Here is a 17,061-nt window from a genome sequence, read left to right on the forward strand (position 1 = left end):
GATGCGCGGCGCCCGTCGCCCCGGACACGCGACGACGCAGCGTCGTGTCACGTCGTGCCGTTCACGTCGCCGCCCCCGGCCGGTTCTGTGTGCTGATCTGCGCGAGCATGTGCGACGCGATCCGCGTGCTGCGCACGAGATCGCCCGGCGTGTGATTCGCGACCTGCCGATGGATGAAATACCGCGCGGTATGCGCGAGCCCGCTCGCGAGCGGCGTCGTCGCGCGCCAGCCGAGGCGCCGGTGCGCGGCGTCGAGATCGGGCCGGCGCTGACGCGGATCGTCGGACGGCAACGGACGGAACTCGATCGCGACCGTCGCGCCGACGATCCTCACGACCTCGCGCGCCACGTCGATCATCGCGATCTCGTCGTCGCTGCCGAGGTTCACCGGCTCGCAGGCGTCGCCGGGTTCGTCCATCAGCCGGATCAGCGCATCGACCATGTCGTCGACATAGCAGAACGAGCGCGTCTGCCTGCCGTCGCCGTAGACGGTCAACGCTTCGCCGGCCAGCGCCTGCGTGATGAAGTTCGACACGACGCGCCCGTCGGCCGGATGCATGCGCGGCCCGTACGTGTTGAAGATCCGCGCGATCCGCACGTCGACGCCGTACTGGCGGTGATAGTCCATGAACAGCGTTTCCGCGCAGCGCTTGCCTTCGTCGTAGCACGCGCGGATGCCGATCGGGTTCACGCGGCCGCAGTAGCGCTCGTCCTGCGGATGCACGTCGGGGTCGCCGTACACTTCGCTCGTCGATGCCTGCAGGATGCGCGCCTTCACGCGCTTCGCGAGGCCGAGCAGGTTGATCGCGCCGTGCACGCTGGTCTTGGTCGTCTGCACCGGGTCGCGTTGATAGTGCACGGGGGACGCCGGGCATGCGAGGTTGTAGATTTCATCGACCTCGACGTACAGCGGAAACGTCACGTCGTGCCGCATCAGCTCGAAGTTCGGCGCATCGCGCAGGTGCGCGATGTTGTCCTTCGCGCCCGTGTAGAAATTGTCGACGCACAGCACGTCGTGCCCGGCCGTCACGAGGCGTTCGCACAGATGCGAACCGAGAAACCCGGCGCCGCCGGTGACGAGTACCCGTTTGCGATCATAGCCCTTCATCATGCATTCTCCTTGCGGTGGGCGAGTACGCCCGGCGTGGTCGCGACGGGCGTGCGGCGGCTGCCGGCCGCCGTGCCGGCACGTTGCGGATGCGCGACGTCGCGGTAGATGTCGACGAGGCGGTCGGTCACGCCGCGCCATGTGTAGAAGCGGTGGGCGCGCAGATAACCGGCCCGGCCGAGCGCATCGCACAGCGCCGGTTGCGCGCGCAGCTGCACGAGCCGCCCGGCGAGCGCGGCCGGGTCGCGCGGCGGCACCAGGTAGCCGGTGACGCCGTCGTCGACCGTCGTGCGGATGCCGCCGACGTCGCTGCCGATCACCGGCGCGGCACATGCCATCGCCTCGACCGGCGTGATGCCGAACGGCTCGTACCACGGCGTCGTCACGAAGACGTCCGCCGCGCTGTAGTACAGGTGCAGCGCGTCGCGCTCGCGCCGGCCCACGAACGTCACGCGTTCCGCGATGCCGGCGTCGTGCGCGAGCGCGGCGAGGCGTGCGAGTTCCGGATCGCGCGCCGGGTCGGGCGTCGCGTGGCTGCCGCCGACGATGTAGAGCCGCGTCGGCCGGTTCGGGTCACGTGGCATCCGCGCGAGCGCGTCGATCACGGTGTCGATGCCCTTGCGCGGCACGAGCCGCCCGAGCTGCAGCACGACGAATGCATCGTGGGGCCAGCCGAGCCGCGCACGCGCATCGACGCGCGGCACCGGCCGGAATTCACCCGCATCGAATCCGCAGGGCACGATCTCGATGCGCGCGGCATCGGCGCGATAGTGCGTGGTCAGGTCGAGCGCATCCTGCGGGCACTCGGCGATCAGCCGGTCCGAGCGGCGCGCGAGCGTGTCCTCGATCGCGAAGCGTTCGTCGGGGAAACCGTCGGCCGCGCCCTGATGCAGCCGGCGCACGCGGCCGAGCGCATGGAACGTCATGACGAGCGGGATCCCGAGACGCTGCTTCACGCGCAGCGCGGCCTCGCCCGACATGAAGAAGTTCGCGTGCATCACGTCGACCGGGTCGGGCTCGCGCCGCATGCGCGCGGTCATGTAGTCCGCGAACGCACCCATGTACGGCAGCAGCCGTTCCTTCGGCACGGCGGCGGGCGGCCCGGCCGGGACGTGGATCACGCGCATGCGCGGGCCGATCTGCACGACTTCCGGCAGGTGCGGATCGTCGCAGCGGGTGTAGACGTCAACGTCGAGGTCGCGCTCGGCCAGCTGCTTCGCGACGTTCGCGACGTAGATGTTCTGGCCGCCCGCGTCCACGCCGCCGATCACCCCCAGCGGCGACGCATGTTCACTGATCAACGCGATTCTTTGCATGGTATTGCTCCCGAGGTCGGGGCCGCGCCGGCGAGCCCCGTTGCGTCCCTCTGCGGCAATCGCCATGCCCGTCACTTTGCGGGCGGCACGCCCGGCCCAGGTGCCGAAAAAATTACAACGGGTTGGATGAAAGGGCGTCCGATCGGCGGGCCGCGCGTGGATTCGGCCGGTTGCGCGCGGCACGCGATTTGCGACACCCGGACGTCCGCCGGCCACGCCGGCCTCACGATAGGAGGTCACGATGAAGGTATTCCCGCTGCAAGCCCGCGCACCGCGATTCCGCCGTCATCCCGCCAGCCGTCTCGGCATGGCGGTCGCGATCGCCGCGGCCACCGCCTGTATCGCCGTCGCGCCGAACGTGTTCGCCGCCGGAGACGACGGCTCGGCATCGTCATCCATGTCGTCATCGTCATCGTCGTCGATGACGCATTCGAGCACCGGCACGAAGATCCGCGACGCGACCATCACGACCAAGGCGAAGGCCGAGCTGGTCGGCACGAGCGGCCTGTCGGCCGGCGACATTCACGTGAAGACGCGTCACGGCGTCGTGATGCTGACCGGCAGCGTGCCGGACGAGCAGCAGCGCACGCAGGCCGTCGGTGTCGTCAGGCAGATCGACGGCGTGCAGGACGTGCGCGACCAGCTGACCATCCGCCCGAAATAACCGGCCCCGCAGAAGGAGTCCAGTGATGAACTGCATGCTCAAACCGGTCGGCGAGCAGACGATCGTGATCACGGGCGCCACCAGCGGCATCGGCCTCGTCACCGCGCGCAAGGCGGCACGGCGCGGGGCGAAGCTGGTGCTGTTCGCGCGCAACGCGGACGCGCTGAACACGCTGTGCGACGAAATCCGCCAGCACGGCGGCCTCGCGGTGCCGGTCGCCGGCGACGTCGGCATTCTCGAGGACCTGCAGCGCGCGGCTGCGACGGCGGCCGATACCTATGGCGGCTTCGACACCTGGGTCAACAACGCGGGCGTGTCGATCTTCGGCACGGCGGCGGCGGTGCCGCTCGAGGATCAGCGCCGGCTGTTCGACACCAACTACTGGGGTGTCGTGCACGGCTCGCTCGTCGCGTCGGACCATTTCCGGCGCAAGAGCGATTTCCACGGCGGCGCGATCATCAACATGGGCAGCGAAGCGTCCGACGCGCCGGTGCCGCTGCAGAGCGCGTATGCGGCATCGAAGCACGCGGTGAAGGGTTTCACCGATTCGCTGCGTCTCGAGCTCGAGTCCGATCGCCTGCCGGTGTCCGTCACGCTGATCAAGCCGGCCGCGATCGACACGATGTTCGTGATGCACGCGAAGAACTACATGAACGTCGAGGCGAGGCTGCCGCCGCCGATCTACGACCCGGAGCTCGTCGCCGACGCGATCCTGTTCGCGGCGGCGCACCCGCGCCGCGCGCTGTTCGTCGGCGGTGCCGCGAAGCTCACGTCGGCCGGCGCGTATCACGCGCCGCGCCTGTTCGATCGCATCGCGGCCACGCTGTTCTCGCGCGGCCAGCGCACGGTGCGCCCCGCGCGACCGCGCGACGACAACGCGCTGTACGAGTCCCGCCATGCGCTGCACGAGCGCGAAGGAATGGACGGGCCCGTGCTGCGCGCTTGCGCATACAACGCGGTGGTGCAGCGGCCGAAGGTCGCGGGCGCGGTCGCGCTGGGCGCGGCGGCGCTGATGGTGGCCGCGTTCGCGCGGTCGCGGCGCAGCCCGACGTAATGGCGTGCCTTTCCGTTTTTCAATCGAAGGAGGTTTCCATGTCATCCCGACAACATACGGGCCACGAATACAGCCACGCGCGCGCGCATGAAGGCGAGCGCGAGCAGCAGGATCACGACAAGGGCGGCCACCAGAGCGGGCACGGCAAGGCGCCGAGCCCGGTCGACGTGCAGAAGGCGCTGAAGGGGATGGACTATCCGGCGAGCAAGGCGAAGGTGGTCGAGTGCGCGGAGCGCTCGCACGCCGACCCGCGCGTACTCGACATGCTCAGGCAGATCCCCGATCGGGAATACGGCACGCCGGCATCGGTATCCAAGGAACTCGGGCGGCTGATGTGAGCGCACCCGCGTCGCGTCGCGCCCGCGCTCGCGCTCGCGTGCGCGGCACCTTACGGCCACGAGGAGCACGACCATGGCGATGATCGTCGCAGGCCGCTTCACGACGTTCGATGAAGCGGAAGGTGGGGCGCGCCACCTTTACGAGCGCGAGTTCGGCCCGGACGACGTGTCGATCTTCTTCCTGAACCCGGGCGGCCAGCACGCGCGCTTCCCGATCGGCGGCGACGTGTATGCCGATACGGCCGCGAAGCCCGGCGGGCGCGGCGCGCTGGTCGGCGCGCTGCGCGGGCTGCTGCTCGGCGCGATCGCCGGGCTGATCGTCTATGCGTTCGGCGTGCGCTACTGGTTCGTGCCGGCCGCCGGTGCGCTCGCCGGTGCCTATCTCGGTGCGTTTGGCGGCGCGCTCGGCCGGATGCGCGGCGAGCAGGCCGAAGGCAAGGGCGCGCTCGCGAAGACCGAAACCGGCGTGATCCTGGCCGCGCGCGTGACGTCGACGACCGCGGCCACCGCGGAAGACGTGCTGCGTGCGACCGGCGCGCAAGCGATCGAACGTGTCGAAGGCGACTGGCAGGACGGCGAATGGCGCGACTTCGATCCGGTGCGCCGGCCGGACGGCACCACGCAGGGCACGCCGCGCTGAGCATGCCGTTTCTGCACGCGCTTGCAACGCGGCGTGCGGCGTGCGGGCATCGCGCGTGCATCGGGCCGGGCCGCCGCGCGGCATGCCGCTTGCGACGTCTCGCCGACACCCGTTCAAGGAGGAACCCATGACGACGGCAAAGACCCTGCCACCCCAGGAACAGGCCCGGCAGCCGGGCACCGAGCGGGACATGCATCCGAAGCCGCGCGACGAGGCGGCCGACTACGTCGGCAGCGGCAGGCTCGCCGGCAAGGTCGCGCTCGTGACGGGCGGCGACAGCGGGATCGGCCGCGCGGTCGCGATCGGTTTCGCGAAGGAGGGCGCGGACGTCGCGATCGTCTACCTGAACGAATCGGACGATGCCGCGCACACGAAGCGCCTGATCGAGCAGGCGGGGCGGCGCTGCGAGGCCATCGCATGCGACATCGGCGACCGCCGGCAGGCGCGCGACGCCGTCGCGCGCACGGTCGAGCGGCTGGGGCGCCTCGACGTGCTGGTCAACAACGCGGGCGAACAGCATCCGCAGCCGGGCATCGAGGACGTGACCGAGGAGCAGCTCGAGCGCACGTTCCGCACGAACGTGTACGGCATGTTTTTCTGCACGCAGGCCGCGCTGCCGCACATGAAAGCGGGCGGGCGCATCGTCAACACCGCGTCGGTGACCGCGTATCACGGCAGCCCGAAGCTGCCCGACTACTCGGCGACCAAGGGCGCGATCGTCGCGTTCACGCGTTCGCTGTCGATCGAGCTGGCCGAGCGCGACATTCGCGTTAACGCCGTCGCGCCGGGGCCGATCTGGACGCCGCTGATCCCGTCGACCTTCACCGCCGAACAGGTCGCGACGTTCGGCTCGAACGTGCCGCTCAAGCGGCCGGGGCAACCGGACGAGCTGATCGGCTGCTATGTGCTGCTCGCGTCGGACGGCGCGAGCTACATGACGGGACAGACCTTGCATCCGAACGGCGGCTCGATCGTCGGCGGGTGACGATGCCCGCCACACCAGGAGAAAGCGCATGAAACAACCCAACTGGACGATCGCGGCGCTCGCCGCGGGCGTACTCGCCATGGCGGGGCTCGCGCAGGCACAGGCGCCGAGCGAGCCGCCCGCGTCGAATTCGCATGTGCCGGGCGGCGTGATCAACCCGTCGTCGGGCGCCGCCGGCGCGGGCGATCCGGGCATCGCGAAGGCGCCGCAGCGCGGCGATGCGGAATTCGTCGACAAGGCCGCGCTGGCCGGCAAGGCCGAAGTGCAGGCGAGCCAGCTCGCGTTGAAGCAGGCGCAGTCGCCGGACGTGCGCGCGTTCGCGCAACGCATGGTGGCCGACCACGGCAAGGCGAACGCGAAGCTCGACGAGGTCGCCGCGCGCGCGGGCATGAAGCCGCAGGTCGAGCAGATCCACGACCCGGACGTCGAGGCGCTGCGCGGCAAGAGCGGACACGACTTCGACACGGCGTATGTGGCCGCGGCCGGCCCGGACGCGCACAAGAAGGCGGTCGCGCTGTTCGAAGACGAGGCGCGCGGCGGCCAGGACGCGCAGCTGCGGGCGTTCGCGACCGCCGCGCTGCCGACGCTCAGGCATCACCTGAGCATGGCGGAAGCACTCCAGCGCAAGGTGGGCGCGCAGTAACGCGTGCCCGGTTCAACCCTAGGGCCGCGCGGGCGGCCCGTTTTTTCGGAGAAGCAGTCATGGGCCAACGGCAATCGAAGCACGAAGGCATCCTGGCGTTGCTGTGCCAGGCATACGAAACCGAGCTCGGCGGCGCGAAGATCTACGAGGCCGCGCTCAAGTGTGCGACCGACGAGGACCTGCACAAGGAATGGGAGAAGTACCACCGCGAAACGATGCATCACCAGGAAGTGCTGCGCAAGGTATTCGACACGCTCGGCCTCGATCCGGATACGCAGTCGCCGGGGCGCGCCGCCGTGGCGGCGACCGGCAAGTCGCTCGTCCAGGTGATCGAGCAGGCGAAGAAGCAGGCCGACCCGGCGGTCGCGCAGATCGTCGCGGCCGAGTGCGTGGTGCTCGCCGAGACGAAGGACCACCTGAACTGGGAGCTGATCGGCTATGCGGCCGACCAGTTGCGCGATAGCGACGCGGCGAAGGCGCTGAAGGCCGCGCACGACGAGGTGGAGGCGGACGAGGACCATCACCTGTATCACACCCGCGGCTGGGCGCGCGAGATGTGGATCGACTCGATGGGCTTCAAGGCGGTGCTGCCGCCGCCGGAGGAAGTGAAGAAGGTCGAGTCGGCGGCCGATGCGGCGCGGGCCGAAAAGTCGCGCGGCAAGATGATGTGACGCTGCCGGTCGGGCAGCCGGGCGACGCCGCTCGCGCGGCGTGCCCGGTTGTCACCCGATCGTCAGGGTCGTTCGCTTTCCACGCCGTCCGTCACGCCTGAACGGTTGCAGGCGCAACCATGCCTCCCTGATCAGCTCAGCATGTCCGCGGCCATCACGACCACCGATGCCGCCATCAGCGTGACCGCCAGCCACCCGAACACCTTCGACGCGATGCCGCTGCCCGGCTGGCCGGCCGCATCGCGCCGCTGCGACAGCAGCATCACGAGCACCAGCATCGGCACCGCCGCGACGCCGTTGAGCACCGCGCTCCAGTACAACGCCTTGATCGGATCGACCGGGCTGAAGCAGATCGCGATGCCGACGATCACGCAGCCGGCCAGTACCGCATAGAACGCGGGTGCGCGCCGCACCGGCTCGTTCAGCCCTTCGCGGAACCGCCACGCCTCCGCGCAACCATATGCGGCGCTGCCCGCGAACGCGGGGATCGCGAGCAGCCCGCAGCCGACGATGCCGAACGCGAACACGACGAATGCCGCCTCGCCGGCGATCGGGCGCAGCGCCTCGGCAGCCTGCGCGGTGGAGCCGATGTCGTGCTTGCCGTGCGAGAAGAACACCGCCGCGCCGATCACCATGATGCAGAACGACACCGCGTTGGTGACGATCATCCCGGTCCAGGTGTCGAACGTGATGCGCCGTCCGGTTTCACGGCGCGCGCCGGGCGTGCACGCGGTGTCGCCGTTGCGGCGCTCGACCTGGGTTTCCTCGACCTCGAGCGCGGCCTGCCATACGAACAGGTACGGGCTCAGCGTCGTGCCGAGCACCGCGACCGCCGTGGTCGCATAGTCGTGCGTGAACGCGATGTGCGGCAGGACGATCGCGTGCAGCAGGCCGCGCCAATCGATGTGCACGAAACCGAGTTCGAGCACGTAGGCGAGCAGGCCGAACGTCATCCATTTGAGCCAGCGCGCGTAGCGTTCGTAGGACAGCAGCACCTGCAGCGCGAGCGACGCGATGCCGTAGACGGGCGCATACCAGTAGCTGCGGCCGCCGGCGACGAGCGCGGTCGCATCACCCATCGCGGCGAGGTCGGCGCCGACGTTCACGACGTTGACGATCACCACCATGACGATCAGGGCCTTGGCGAGGCGGCTGGAGAACTGCTCGCGGATGCCGGCCACGAGGCCTTCGCGGTTGGCGCGTCCGATGAATGCCGCCGCAAGCTGCACGGCCACCATCATCGGCAGCGTGATCACGATCATCCACAGCATGTGGAAGCCGAACTGGCTGCCGGCCTGCGCATAGACGGCGACGTTGCTCGGATCGGCGTCGGACGCGCCCGCGAGCAAGCCGGGGCCGAGCCGACGGTACCAGGGCTTCGCGGCGGTGGTGGCGGCCGGGTCGGTTGTGGCGGCCGGGGTGTCGCGCGACGCGCCGCCGCGCAGGTTGCTCATTCGGCGTCTCCGGATGCCTCGTGCGCGCCGCCGTTGCCGCGCGCGAGGCGCGACGCGGTGCGCAGCGCGTCGACGAGCGTCCGGTACGCATGCTCGCGCGAATCGGCGCCGCGTGTGCGCAGCACGTAGGACGGGTGATAGGTCGCGACGACGAGACAACCGTCCGGCGAGCGCACCGGCTTGTGCGTACGCTCCAGCGTCGCGTCGTTGTCCTGCAGCACCGCGCGCAGCGCCGTCGCGCCGAGCGCGACGATCACGCGCGGGCTCACCGCGTCGAGCTCGCGTTCGAGCCAGTAGCGGCAGGCGGCGACCTCGCGCTGCGCGGGCGTCTTGTGCAGCCGCCGCTTGCCGCGCGGTTCCCATTTGAAGTGCTTGACCGCGTTGGTCAGGTAGACGCTCGTGCGCGCGATGCCGGCCTCGTCGAGCGCGCGGTCGAGCATGCGGCCGGCGGCGCCGACGAACGGAATGCCCGCGCGGTCCTCCTGGTCGCCCGGCTGTTCGCCGACCAGCATGATGCGCGCGTCGACAGGCCCGGCGCCGGGCACCGGCTGCGTCGCATGTTCCCACAATGCGCAGCGGCGGCAGGCGTCGAGCGTGGCCGGTGTGTCGGCGGCGGCCGGGACCGCCGCCGGTTTCGTGCTCGCGTCGCGCTTCATGCCAGTCCTCCGGTGCAGGCCGACGCCGCGCGCGCGAAGCGGCATGCTCGGGCGCGCGCGACAGGCCGATCGAAGGCGTTGCCGGGGCGGAACATCGGCAGTGTGTGCATCGGCGGCTCCCGTATCGACGATATCGACGACATGCAGCAACCGGCATGCCGCGTTCGGTCGCGATGGACGCGTCGTGGGTTGGGGCCGCATGCGGTGATGGCGGGGGACAGGGGATGCAAGCAGCCCCGGCGATGCTCCAGCCGCCTTGCACGGTACGACTTGCAAAACGGCATCGAGCGGCCCGGAGCGGCCTAGAGCGGCGTCGTGCGGTGCTCAGCCACCTGCCGTGCGCGCCGCGGCGGCGCGTCCCGCCGCGAACGCCGCCACGCCGGCGCAAACGAGCAGCGCCGCACTCATCGCGAAGGTCGCGCAATAGCCGTGCAGGTCGTACAGCAGGCCGCCCGTCGTCGCGCCGAGCGCGATCGCGAGCTGCACGACCGCGACCATCAGCCCGCCGCCGGCTTCCGCGTCATGCGGCAGCGTGCGCGCGAGCCAGGTCCACCAGCCGACGGGCGCGGCCGTGCCGGTCAGTCCCCACAGGGCAAGCAGGCCCGCGGTGGCGGCGGTCGACGCGCCGCACCACACGAGCGCGACGGCGATCGCGGCCATCAGCAGCGGGATGACGCCGAGCGTGCGGTACAGCCCGTTCTTCAGGCACGCATCGATCAGGATCGTCCCCGCGACCCCGGCCACGCCGATCGCGAGCAGCATCAGCGACAGCGTGGCATTGCCGACGTGGGTCACCGTTTCGAGGAACGGCCGCAGGTACGTGAACAGCGCGAACTGTCCCATGAACAGCAGGCTGACGGCCGCCATGCCGAGCGCGACCGGCACGCGGCCGAGCAGCGCGAGCGCATTGGCCGGCGCCGCGTGCGATGCGGCTTTCATCGGCGGCAGGCTGACGAGTTTCCAGCCGAACGCGAGCGCCGCGACCGGCACGACGCAGAAGAATGCCCAGCGCCAGCCGACGATGCCGCCGAGAAAGCTGCCGAGCGGCGCCGCGACGACGGTCGCGAGCGCGTTGCCGCCGTTCACGATCGCCAGCGCGCGCGGCACCTCGCCATCGGGCACCAGCCGCATCGCGGTCGCGGCCGACATCGACCAGAACCCGCCGATCGCAACACCGATCAGTGCGCGCCCCGCGATGAAGGCAACGTAATTCGGTGCGAACGCAACGATCGTGCCGGAGACGATCGTCAGCAGCGTCAGCACGAGCAGCAGCCGCTTGCGATCGCGCCGTCCGGCCAGCGACGCGATGAACAGGCTCGTCACGAGCGCGAAGGCGCCGGACACGGAAATGGCCTGGCCCGCCTGGCCTTCGCTGACGTGCAGGTCGGTGGCGATCGGCGTCAGCAGGCTGACCGGCATGAATTCGGACGCGACGAGCGCGAACGCGCCGAGCGCCATCGCGAGGACGGCGCCCCATGCGGCGGTTTGAACGGGCGCGGGGCGCCGGTCGGAAGTGGCAACGGCTTGCATCGTCGAAGCGGTGCGGATCGTGGGCGAAAGGGGCGGCGTCGGTCAGTCGCAGCGCGCGGCGGCCGCGCCGCGATCGGCCAGGTGCGTGCGGGCGCCGGCATCGTGCGCGGCCATGACGCGTACGGACGCGGCCTGAGCATCGTCCACCCACGTGCGAGGATTCGCGCGTGCCGGATTGAAGCCGGCGGCTTCGTAGCGAATCATGTCCTCGCGCACCTGCTCGCGCGTCAGGCCCTGCGCATGGGCGAACCACGGGCCGGACACGGCAAGTGCGGCGACGAGAAGGCGAAGAGCGGATTTCACGAGACGGACTCCGGAAAGGAATGCAGGGGAGATCCCCAAAAGTCGGCTACGGCCGCACGGGGACCCGAAGGCTTCGCAGTCTATCGACCCACGATCGATCGATTAAGTAGCGCACTGCGCTTGGACTTATAAGTCAGGCTAATGAATAGACGGAAGCCGTACCGGGTGGCGCGCGGCGGCGTCGGTGCTAGGATGGGCGTCCGTTTCGACAGGAGCTGCCCGACATGCCGCGCGAAAACCTCAACGATCTGCTGGCGTTTCTGGCGGTGGCGCGCGACCGGAGCTTCACGCGCGCGGCGGCGCGCCTCGGTGTGTCGCAATCGGCGCTGAGCCAGACGGTGCGCGATTTCGAAGCGCGGCTCGGCGTGCGGCTGCTGACGCGCACGACGCGCAGCGTGTCGACGACCGACGCGGGCGAGGAACTGTTCCGGACCGTCGCACCGCGCATCGACGAGATCGAAACGAAGCTCGCCGCCGTGGCCGATTTCCGCGACAAGCCGGCCGGCGTCGTGCGGATCACGGCCACCGAGCATCCGATCGACACGATCATCTGGCCGAAGCTCAGGAAGGTGCTGCCCGACTACCCCGACATCCGCGTCGAGTTCTCGGTCGACTACGGGCTGTCGAACATCGTCGAGGAGCGCTACGACATCGGCGTGCGCTACGGCAACCAGGTAGCGAAGGACATGATCGCGGTGCGCATCAGCCCGGACATCCGGATGGCGATGGTTGCGTCGCCGGCCTATCTCGACGGCCGCAAGCCGCCGAAGACGCCGCAGGACCTGCTCGATCACGATTGCGTGACGCTGCGGCTCGCGACCGCGAAGGGCATCTATGCATGGGAGCTGAAGAAGGGCAGGAACGAGATCCAGGCGCGCGTGAACGGGCGGATCACCTGCAACACGCAGCCGCAGATGCTGCAGGCGGCGCTCGACGGATTCGGCATCGCGTTCGTCACCGAGGACATCGTGCTCGACCACGTGCACGCCGGCAGGCTGCGCATCGTGATGCCGGACTGGTGCCCGGTCTTTCCCGGCTATCACGCGTACTACCCGAGCCGCCGCCAGGCGTCGCGCGCGTTTTCGATCGTGATCGATGCGTTGCGGCATCGCGCGTAGCGGGGCGGCGCCGCCGGGCATCTCCGGGCTGGGTGTGCCTGCCCGAATCATGCAAAATACCGGGCATTCGAGATGCGGAGACACGGCCCGTGGGAATCAACTTCGATTTGACCGATTTGCAGGCGTTTCGCGCGGTGGTGGAGCTGGGCAGCTTCCGGAAGGCCGCCGAGGCGATCAGCATTTCGCAGCCCGCGTTGAGCCGCCGGATCGACAAACTGGAGGAAGCGCTCGGCGTACGTCTGTTCGAGCGCACCACGCGCAGCGTCTCGCTGACCACCGTCGGCCGCGTGTTCGCGCCGAGCGCCGAGCAGTTGCTGGACGATCTCGACGTCGCGCTGCTCGGCATCCGCGACGTTTCGTCGAGCCGGCTCGGTCACGTGACGATCGCGTGCGTGCCGTCGGTCGCCTACTACTTTCTGCCGAACGTGATCGCGAGCTATCACCGCCGCTTTCCGCGCATCCGGGTCAAGCTGCTGGACGCGAGCGCGAACGAGGTGCTGAGCGCCGTCATCAGCGGCGAGGCCGATTTCGGCGTGAGCTTCATGGGCAGCCAGGAGCCCGAGGTCGAATTCAAGCTGCTGCTGCAGGAGCGGTTCGTCGCCGCGTGCCGGCGCGACCATCCGCTCGCGCGCAAGAAGCGCGTGACCTGGAACGAGCTTTACGAGTACGAGTACGTGTCGGTGGACAAGACGTCCGGCAACCGCCTGTTGCTCGACCAGGCGCTGACGAGCGTCGCGCCGCGGGCGCCGAGCGTGTGCGAGACGCGCCACGTGACGACCATGCTCGGGCTGGTCGAGGCAGGGCTCGGCGTCGCCGCGGTACCGTCGATGGCGATGCCCGGGCACGACCATCCGCTGCTCACGAGCGTGCCGCTCGTCGAGCCGGCGGTCAAGCGCCGCGTGGGCATCGTGAAACGGCGCGGACGCCCGCTGACACCGGCCGCGGAAGCGTTCCACCAGGCGGTCGTCGATGCGAAGCGCGGCGATGGATCGAAACAGGTGACGCGTACGGCGAATACGGCCGGAACATCGGGCAAGACCGCATCGTGACGCTGGCAAGACCGCTTCGTTCGCTCTACGTGCAGGTTCTGCTGGCGATGGTGCTCGGCGTGAGCGTCGGCCATTTCTGGCCGTCGGCGGGCGCAATGCTCAAGCCGCTCGGCGATGCCTTCGTCGGCCTCGTGCGGATGATGATCGCGCCGGTCGTGTTCTGCACGATCGTGTCGGGCATCACGTCGCTGGCGAACGGAACGGCCATAGGTCGCACGATCGTCCGCGCGCTGGTGCTGTTCTATCTGCTGACCGCCGCCGCGCTCGCCTTCGGGCTCGTCGCCGCGTTCGTGCTGCAGCCGGGCGCCGGCATGCACGTGGACGTGCGCCATCTCGATGCGAGCGTCCTTGCGCCCTATACGCGGCATGCGCCGCCGCGCGGCTTGGTCGAGTTCGCGTTGAGCGTGATCCCGGACACGATGCTCGGCGCGTTCCAGCAGGGCGAGGTGCTGCCGGTGCTGCTGCTGGCGCTGCTGTTCGGCTTTTCGCTCAATGCGGCTCCGCAGGCGGGCCGGCCCGTGCTGGCGCTGATCGACGGCGTCGCGCAGATCGTGTTTCGCGTGCTCGCGCTGGTCATGCGGCTCGCCCCGCTCGGCGCATTCGGCGCGATGGCCTTCACGGTGGGCCGCTTCGGCATCGGCTCGGTCGGCTCGCTCGCGCGGCTGATGATGTCGTTCTACGTGGCCTGCGGGCTGTTCGTCGCGCTGGTGCTCGCACCGCTCGCGCGGTTGCACGGATTCGCGTTGTGGCGGCTGCTGCGCTACCTGCGCGAGGAGCTGCTGATCGTCCTCGCGACCTCGTCAACGGAGCCGGTATTGCCGCGGCTGATCGTCAAGCTGGAGTCGCTCGGTTGCGACAAGGGCGTGGTGGGGCTCGTGCTGCCGGCCGGCTACTCGTTCAACCTGGACGGCACCGCGATCTATCTGACGCTCGCGGCATTGTTCATTGCGCAGGCGTGCGACGTGCCGCTGTCCGCGCCGCAGATCGCGGCGATGCTGGCCGTCATGCTGCTGACGTCGAAGGGCGCGGCCGGCGTGTCCGGCAGCGGGCTCGTCGCGCTCGTCGCGACGCTTGCCGTGATGCCCGACCTGCCGGTTGCGGGGGTCGCGCTGCTGGTCGGCATCGATCGCTTCATGTCCGAGGCGCGTGCGCTGACGAGCGTGATCAGCAATGCGTGCGCGGTGATCTTCGTATCGTCGTGGGAAGGGGCGTGCGATCGTGCGCGTCTCGTGCGGGTGCTGAACGCGGCCGGGCCGGAAGGCCCGAATGGCGCCGACGATGCCGGGGCCGGCGCCGGGCGCGACGGGAAGGCGGTCTGACGCGCGCCTTCCCGGGTTGCGCGCTCAATGCGCGGAGACGGAATCCAGCCCGGTCGATTTCACTTCCGGCTGCACGTCGGGCGACGCGAGATAGTCGAGGAGCGCCTTCGCTTCCTCCGGATGCTGCGCGCCGACCGGGATGCCGGCCGCGAAGCGCGTGACGGACTGCAGCGCTTCGGGAATCTTGCCGACGAAGGTCGCGCCCTTCACGGGCAGCAGTTCGCTCACCTGCTGAAAGCCGATTTCGTAGTCGCCGTTCGCGACCACGGAGGCGACCGGGATCCGCGGGATCATCTTCGCCTTCGATTTCACCTGGTCTTCGATGCCGAGCTTCTTGAACAATTCCCGCTCGATGTAGACGCCGCTCGCGCTGTCCGAGTAGGCGATCGACTTCGCATGCAGCAGCACTTCCCTGAGGCCGTCGGCCGAGCTGATGTCGGGTTTCGCCGCGCCGTCGCGCACGACCATGCCGATCCGCGAATCGGCCAGCTCGACGCGCGATCCGGGGATCACCTTGCCTTGCTTGATCAGGTCGTCGAGCGCGTAGCCGACCATGATCACCGCGTCGGCCGGCTCGCCGCGCGCCAGCCGGTTCGGAATCGCTTCGGGCGACTTGCCCATCGACGGGCCGAGCGCCGTGTCGAGCGTGTTGCCCGTGCGGGCCGCGAACTGCGGGCCGAGCCGCTTGTAGGCGGCGGTGAAGCCGCCCGAGCTCATCACGTGCAGCTCGGCGGCCTGCACGTTCGCGGCGATTGCGGAGGTGGCGACGAGTGCGGTCGCGCACAGTTTCAGGAGCAGATTCTTCATGGTCGTGGTCGTGGCCTGGGTCGTGCGAAGTCGGGGCAGGGGTTCGGAATGCGGCGTCAGTGCGCCGGTGTCAGCGTCGCCGGATGGCGGCGATAGAGTACGAACGTCGCGAGCAGCGCGCACACCGCGGCGAGGCTCATCCAGTAACCGGGTGCGGCCTTGTCGCCGGTCATGTGAATCAGCGCCGTGGAGATGGCGGGCGTGAAGCCGCCGAACACGGCCGTCGCGAGGCTGTAGGCGAGCGAGAAGCCAGCCACGCGCACCTCGACGGGCATCACTTCCGTCAGCGCGACGACCATCGCGCCGTTGTAGATCCCGTACATGAACGACAGCCACAGCAGCACGAGCAGCATGTTGATGAACGACGGCGCATGTGCGAGCAGCGACAGCGCGGGGTACGCGGTGGCGATCGCGAGGACCGTCATGCCGACCAGCAGCGGCCGGCGGCCGATGCGATCGGACAGCGCGCCGCCGATCGGCAGCCACACGAAGTTCGACACGCCGACGCACAGCGTGACGAGCAGGCTGTCGGCGGTGCTCAGGTGCAGGACCGTCTTGCCGAACGTCGGCGCGTAGACGGTGATCAGGTAGAAGCTCGTGGTCGTCATCGCGACCAGCATCATGCCGGCGACCACGACACCCCAGTTGTGCGCCAGCGTGCCGAACACTTCCTTCATGCTCGGGCGGTGCCGGCGCGCCTTGAACTCCTGCGTTTCCTCGAGGTTGCGGCGCAGCATGAAGATGAACGGTACGATCATGCAGCCGACGAAGAACGGCACGCGCCATCCCCACGCGGCGATCGCCGATGCGCTCAGCCATTGATTGAGCGCGAAGCCGAGGCCGGCCGCGACGACGATCGCGACCTGCTGGCTGGCCGACTGCCAGCTCGTGAAGAAGCCCTTGCGGCCGGGCGTGGCCATTTCGGCGAGGTAGACCGACACGCCGCCCAGTTCCGCGCCTGCCGAAAAGCCCTGCAGCAGTCGCCCGATCAGCACGAGCGCGGGCGCGAGCAGGCCGATCGTCGCATAACCGGGGACGAACGCGATCAGGATGGTGCCGCTCGCCATGATCGCGAGCGTGACGATCAGGCCCTTGCGGCGGCCGACGTCGTCGATGTACGCGCCCAGCACGATCGCGCCCAGCGGCCGCATCAGGAAGCCGGCGCCGAAGACCGCGAAGGTCATCATCAGCGAGGCGAACTCGTTCGCGGTGGGAAAGAACACGGCGGCGATCTGCGTCGCGTAGAAGCCGAACAGGAAGAAGTCGAACTGCTCGAGGAAGTTGCCGGCCGTCACGCGGAATACCGCGGCGGCCTTCGAACGTCCGGTCGAAAGGCTGGGCGAGGGGTGCATCAGGGTGTCTCCAGAGAATGCGGGAATGGCGCGGGGCGCGACCGATTGTCGTTT

Annotated in this window: 18 protein-coding genes; 10 read left to right on the plus strand and 8 right to left on the minus strand. The window is 69.5% G+C overall.

The window, feature by feature from the left end; translation table 11 throughout:
• Nucleotides 1–61: 61 nt before the first annotated feature.
• Complete coding sequence (locus U4Z31_RS04895) at nt 62–1,108, minus strand: UDP-glucuronic acid decarboxylase family protein (protein WP_124485945.1); 1,047 nt, start codon at nt 1,106–1,108, stop codon at nt 62–64.
• Entirely contained in the window at nt 1,108–2,424 is a 1,317-nt protein-coding gene (locus U4Z31_RS04900) for a glycosyltransferase family 4 protein (protein ID WP_044843363.1), read from the minus strand. The genes U4Z31_RS04895 and U4Z31_RS04900 overlap by 1 nt, the downstream gene beginning before the upstream one ends.
• Before the next feature lie 241 nt (nt 2,425–2,665).
• Here U4Z31_RS04900 and U4Z31_RS04905 point away from each other — a divergent pair, with 241 nt between their 5' ends.
• The 7 genes from U4Z31_RS04905 (at nt 2,666) to U4Z31_RS04935 (ending at nt 7,419) form a co-directional block, all read left to right on the plus strand.
• Nucleotides 2,666–3,088: a BON domain-containing protein gene (locus U4Z31_RS04905; RefSeq protein ID WP_044843364.1), complete on the plus strand. Its 423-nt coding sequence runs from the start codon at nt 2,666–2,668 to the stop codon at nt 3,086–3,088.
• Between the two features lie 25 nt (nt 3,089–3,113).
• Nucleotides 3,114–4,142 carry an SDR family oxidoreductase gene (locus U4Z31_RS04910; RefSeq protein ID WP_044843365.1) on the plus strand — a complete coding sequence of 343 codons (1,029 nt, stop codon included), beginning with the start codon at nt 3,114–3,116 and terminating at the stop codon, nt 4,140–4,142.
• Between the two features lie 38 nt (nt 4,143–4,180).
• Entirely contained in the window at nt 4,181–4,480 is a 300-nt protein-coding gene (locus U4Z31_RS04915; protein WP_321809609.1) for a DUF2795 domain-containing protein, read from the plus strand.
• A 73-nt stretch (nt 4,481–4,553) separates the two neighbouring features.
• Nucleotides 4,554–5,120, plus strand: coding sequence for a hypothetical protein (locus U4Z31_RS04920; protein WP_321809610.1), 567 nt, complete (start codon nt 4,554–4,556; stop codon nt 5,118–5,120).
• Between the two features lie 127 nt (nt 5,121–5,247).
• Nucleotides 5,248–6,105: an SDR family oxidoreductase gene (locus tag U4Z31_RS04925; protein ID WP_321809611.1), complete on the plus strand. Its 858-nt coding sequence runs from the start codon at nt 5,248–5,250 to the stop codon at nt 6,103–6,105.
• Nucleotides 6,106–6,133: 28 nt separating this feature from the next.
• Nucleotides 6,134–6,748: a DUF4142 domain-containing protein gene (locus U4Z31_RS04930; protein WP_124528750.1), complete on the plus strand. Its 615-nt coding sequence runs from the start codon at nt 6,134–6,136 to the stop codon at nt 6,746–6,748.
• 59 nt (nt 6,749–6,807) lie between these two features.
• A complete protein-coding gene (locus U4Z31_RS04935) occupies nt 6,808–7,419 on the plus strand; it encodes a DUF892 family protein (RefSeq protein ID WP_321809612.1) in 612 nt (203 codons plus the stop codon).
• 131 nt (nt 7,420–7,550) lie between these two features.
• Here the strand turns inward: U4Z31_RS04935 and U4Z31_RS04940 are convergent, their stop codons facing one another.
• The 4 genes from U4Z31_RS04940 to U4Z31_RS04955 all read right to left on the minus strand — a co-directional run bounded on the left by U4Z31_RS04940 (nt 7,551) and on the right by U4Z31_RS04955 (nt 11,362).
• Nucleotides 7,551–8,873 (minus strand): divalent metal cation transporter, encoded by a 1,323-nt coding sequence (locus U4Z31_RS04940; protein ID WP_321809613.1) that lies wholly within the window; start codon nt 8,871–8,873, stop codon nt 7,551–7,553.
• Nucleotides 8,870–9,529, minus strand: coding sequence for a UdgX family uracil-DNA binding protein (locus U4Z31_RS04945; RefSeq protein ID WP_321809614.1), 660 nt, complete (start codon nt 9,527–9,529; stop codon nt 8,870–8,872). Before U4Z31_RS04945 ends, U4Z31_RS04940 begins: the two co-directional genes overlap by 4 nt.
• A gap of 324 nt (nt 9,530–9,853) precedes the next feature.
• Complete coding sequence (locus tag U4Z31_RS04950) at nt 9,854–11,059, minus strand: MFS transporter (protein WP_321809615.1); 1,206 nt, start codon at nt 11,057–11,059, stop codon at nt 9,854–9,856.
• A 42-nt stretch (nt 11,060–11,101) separates the two neighbouring features.
• Complete coding sequence (locus U4Z31_RS04955) at nt 11,102–11,362, minus strand: DUF4148 domain-containing protein (protein WP_124528742.1); 261 nt, start codon at nt 11,360–11,362, stop codon at nt 11,102–11,104.
• Nucleotides 11,363–11,586: 224 nt separating this feature from the next.
• Here U4Z31_RS04955 and U4Z31_RS04960 point away from each other — a divergent pair, with 224 nt between their 5' ends.
• The 3 genes from U4Z31_RS04960 (at nt 11,587) to dctA (ending at nt 14,848) form a co-directional block, all read left to right on the plus strand.
• Nucleotides 11,587–12,480 (plus strand): LysR family transcriptional regulator, encoded by an 894-nt coding sequence (locus U4Z31_RS04960; protein ID WP_321809616.1) that lies wholly within the window; start codon nt 11,587–11,589, stop codon nt 12,478–12,480.
• 89 nt (nt 12,481–12,569) lie between these two features.
• Complete coding sequence (locus U4Z31_RS04965) at nt 12,570–13,529, plus strand: LysR family transcriptional regulator (protein ID WP_321809617.1); 960 nt, start codon at nt 12,570–12,572, stop codon at nt 13,527–13,529.
• Entirely contained in the window at nt 13,526–14,848 is a 1,323-nt protein-coding gene (gene dctA, locus U4Z31_RS04970; RefSeq protein WP_321809618.1) for a C4-dicarboxylate transporter DctA, read from the plus strand. The genes U4Z31_RS04965 and dctA overlap by 4 nt, the downstream gene beginning before the upstream one ends.
• A gap of 24 nt (nt 14,849–14,872) precedes the next feature.
• On the opposite strand, the gene U4Z31_RS04975 is transcribed toward dctA, so the two are convergent.
• Together U4Z31_RS04975 and U4Z31_RS04980 are read right to left on the minus strand one after the other, a co-directional pair.
• A complete protein-coding gene (locus U4Z31_RS04975) occupies nt 14,873–15,655 on the minus strand; it encodes a substrate-binding domain-containing protein (protein WP_321809619.1) in 783 nt (260 codons plus the stop codon).
• A 56-nt stretch (nt 15,656–15,711) separates the two neighbouring features.
• Nucleotides 15,712–17,007, minus strand: a complete 1,296-nt coding sequence (locus tag U4Z31_RS04980) for an MFS transporter (RefSeq protein WP_321797456.1) — start codon at nt 17,005–17,007, stop codon at nt 15,712–15,714.
• Between the last annotated feature and the right edge of the window lie 54 nt (nt 17,008–17,061).

The organism is Burkholderia sp. BCC1985 (genome assembly GCF_905339915.1).
Lineage (GTDB): Bacteria > Pseudomonadota > Gammaproteobacteria > Burkholderiales > Burkholderiaceae > Burkholderia.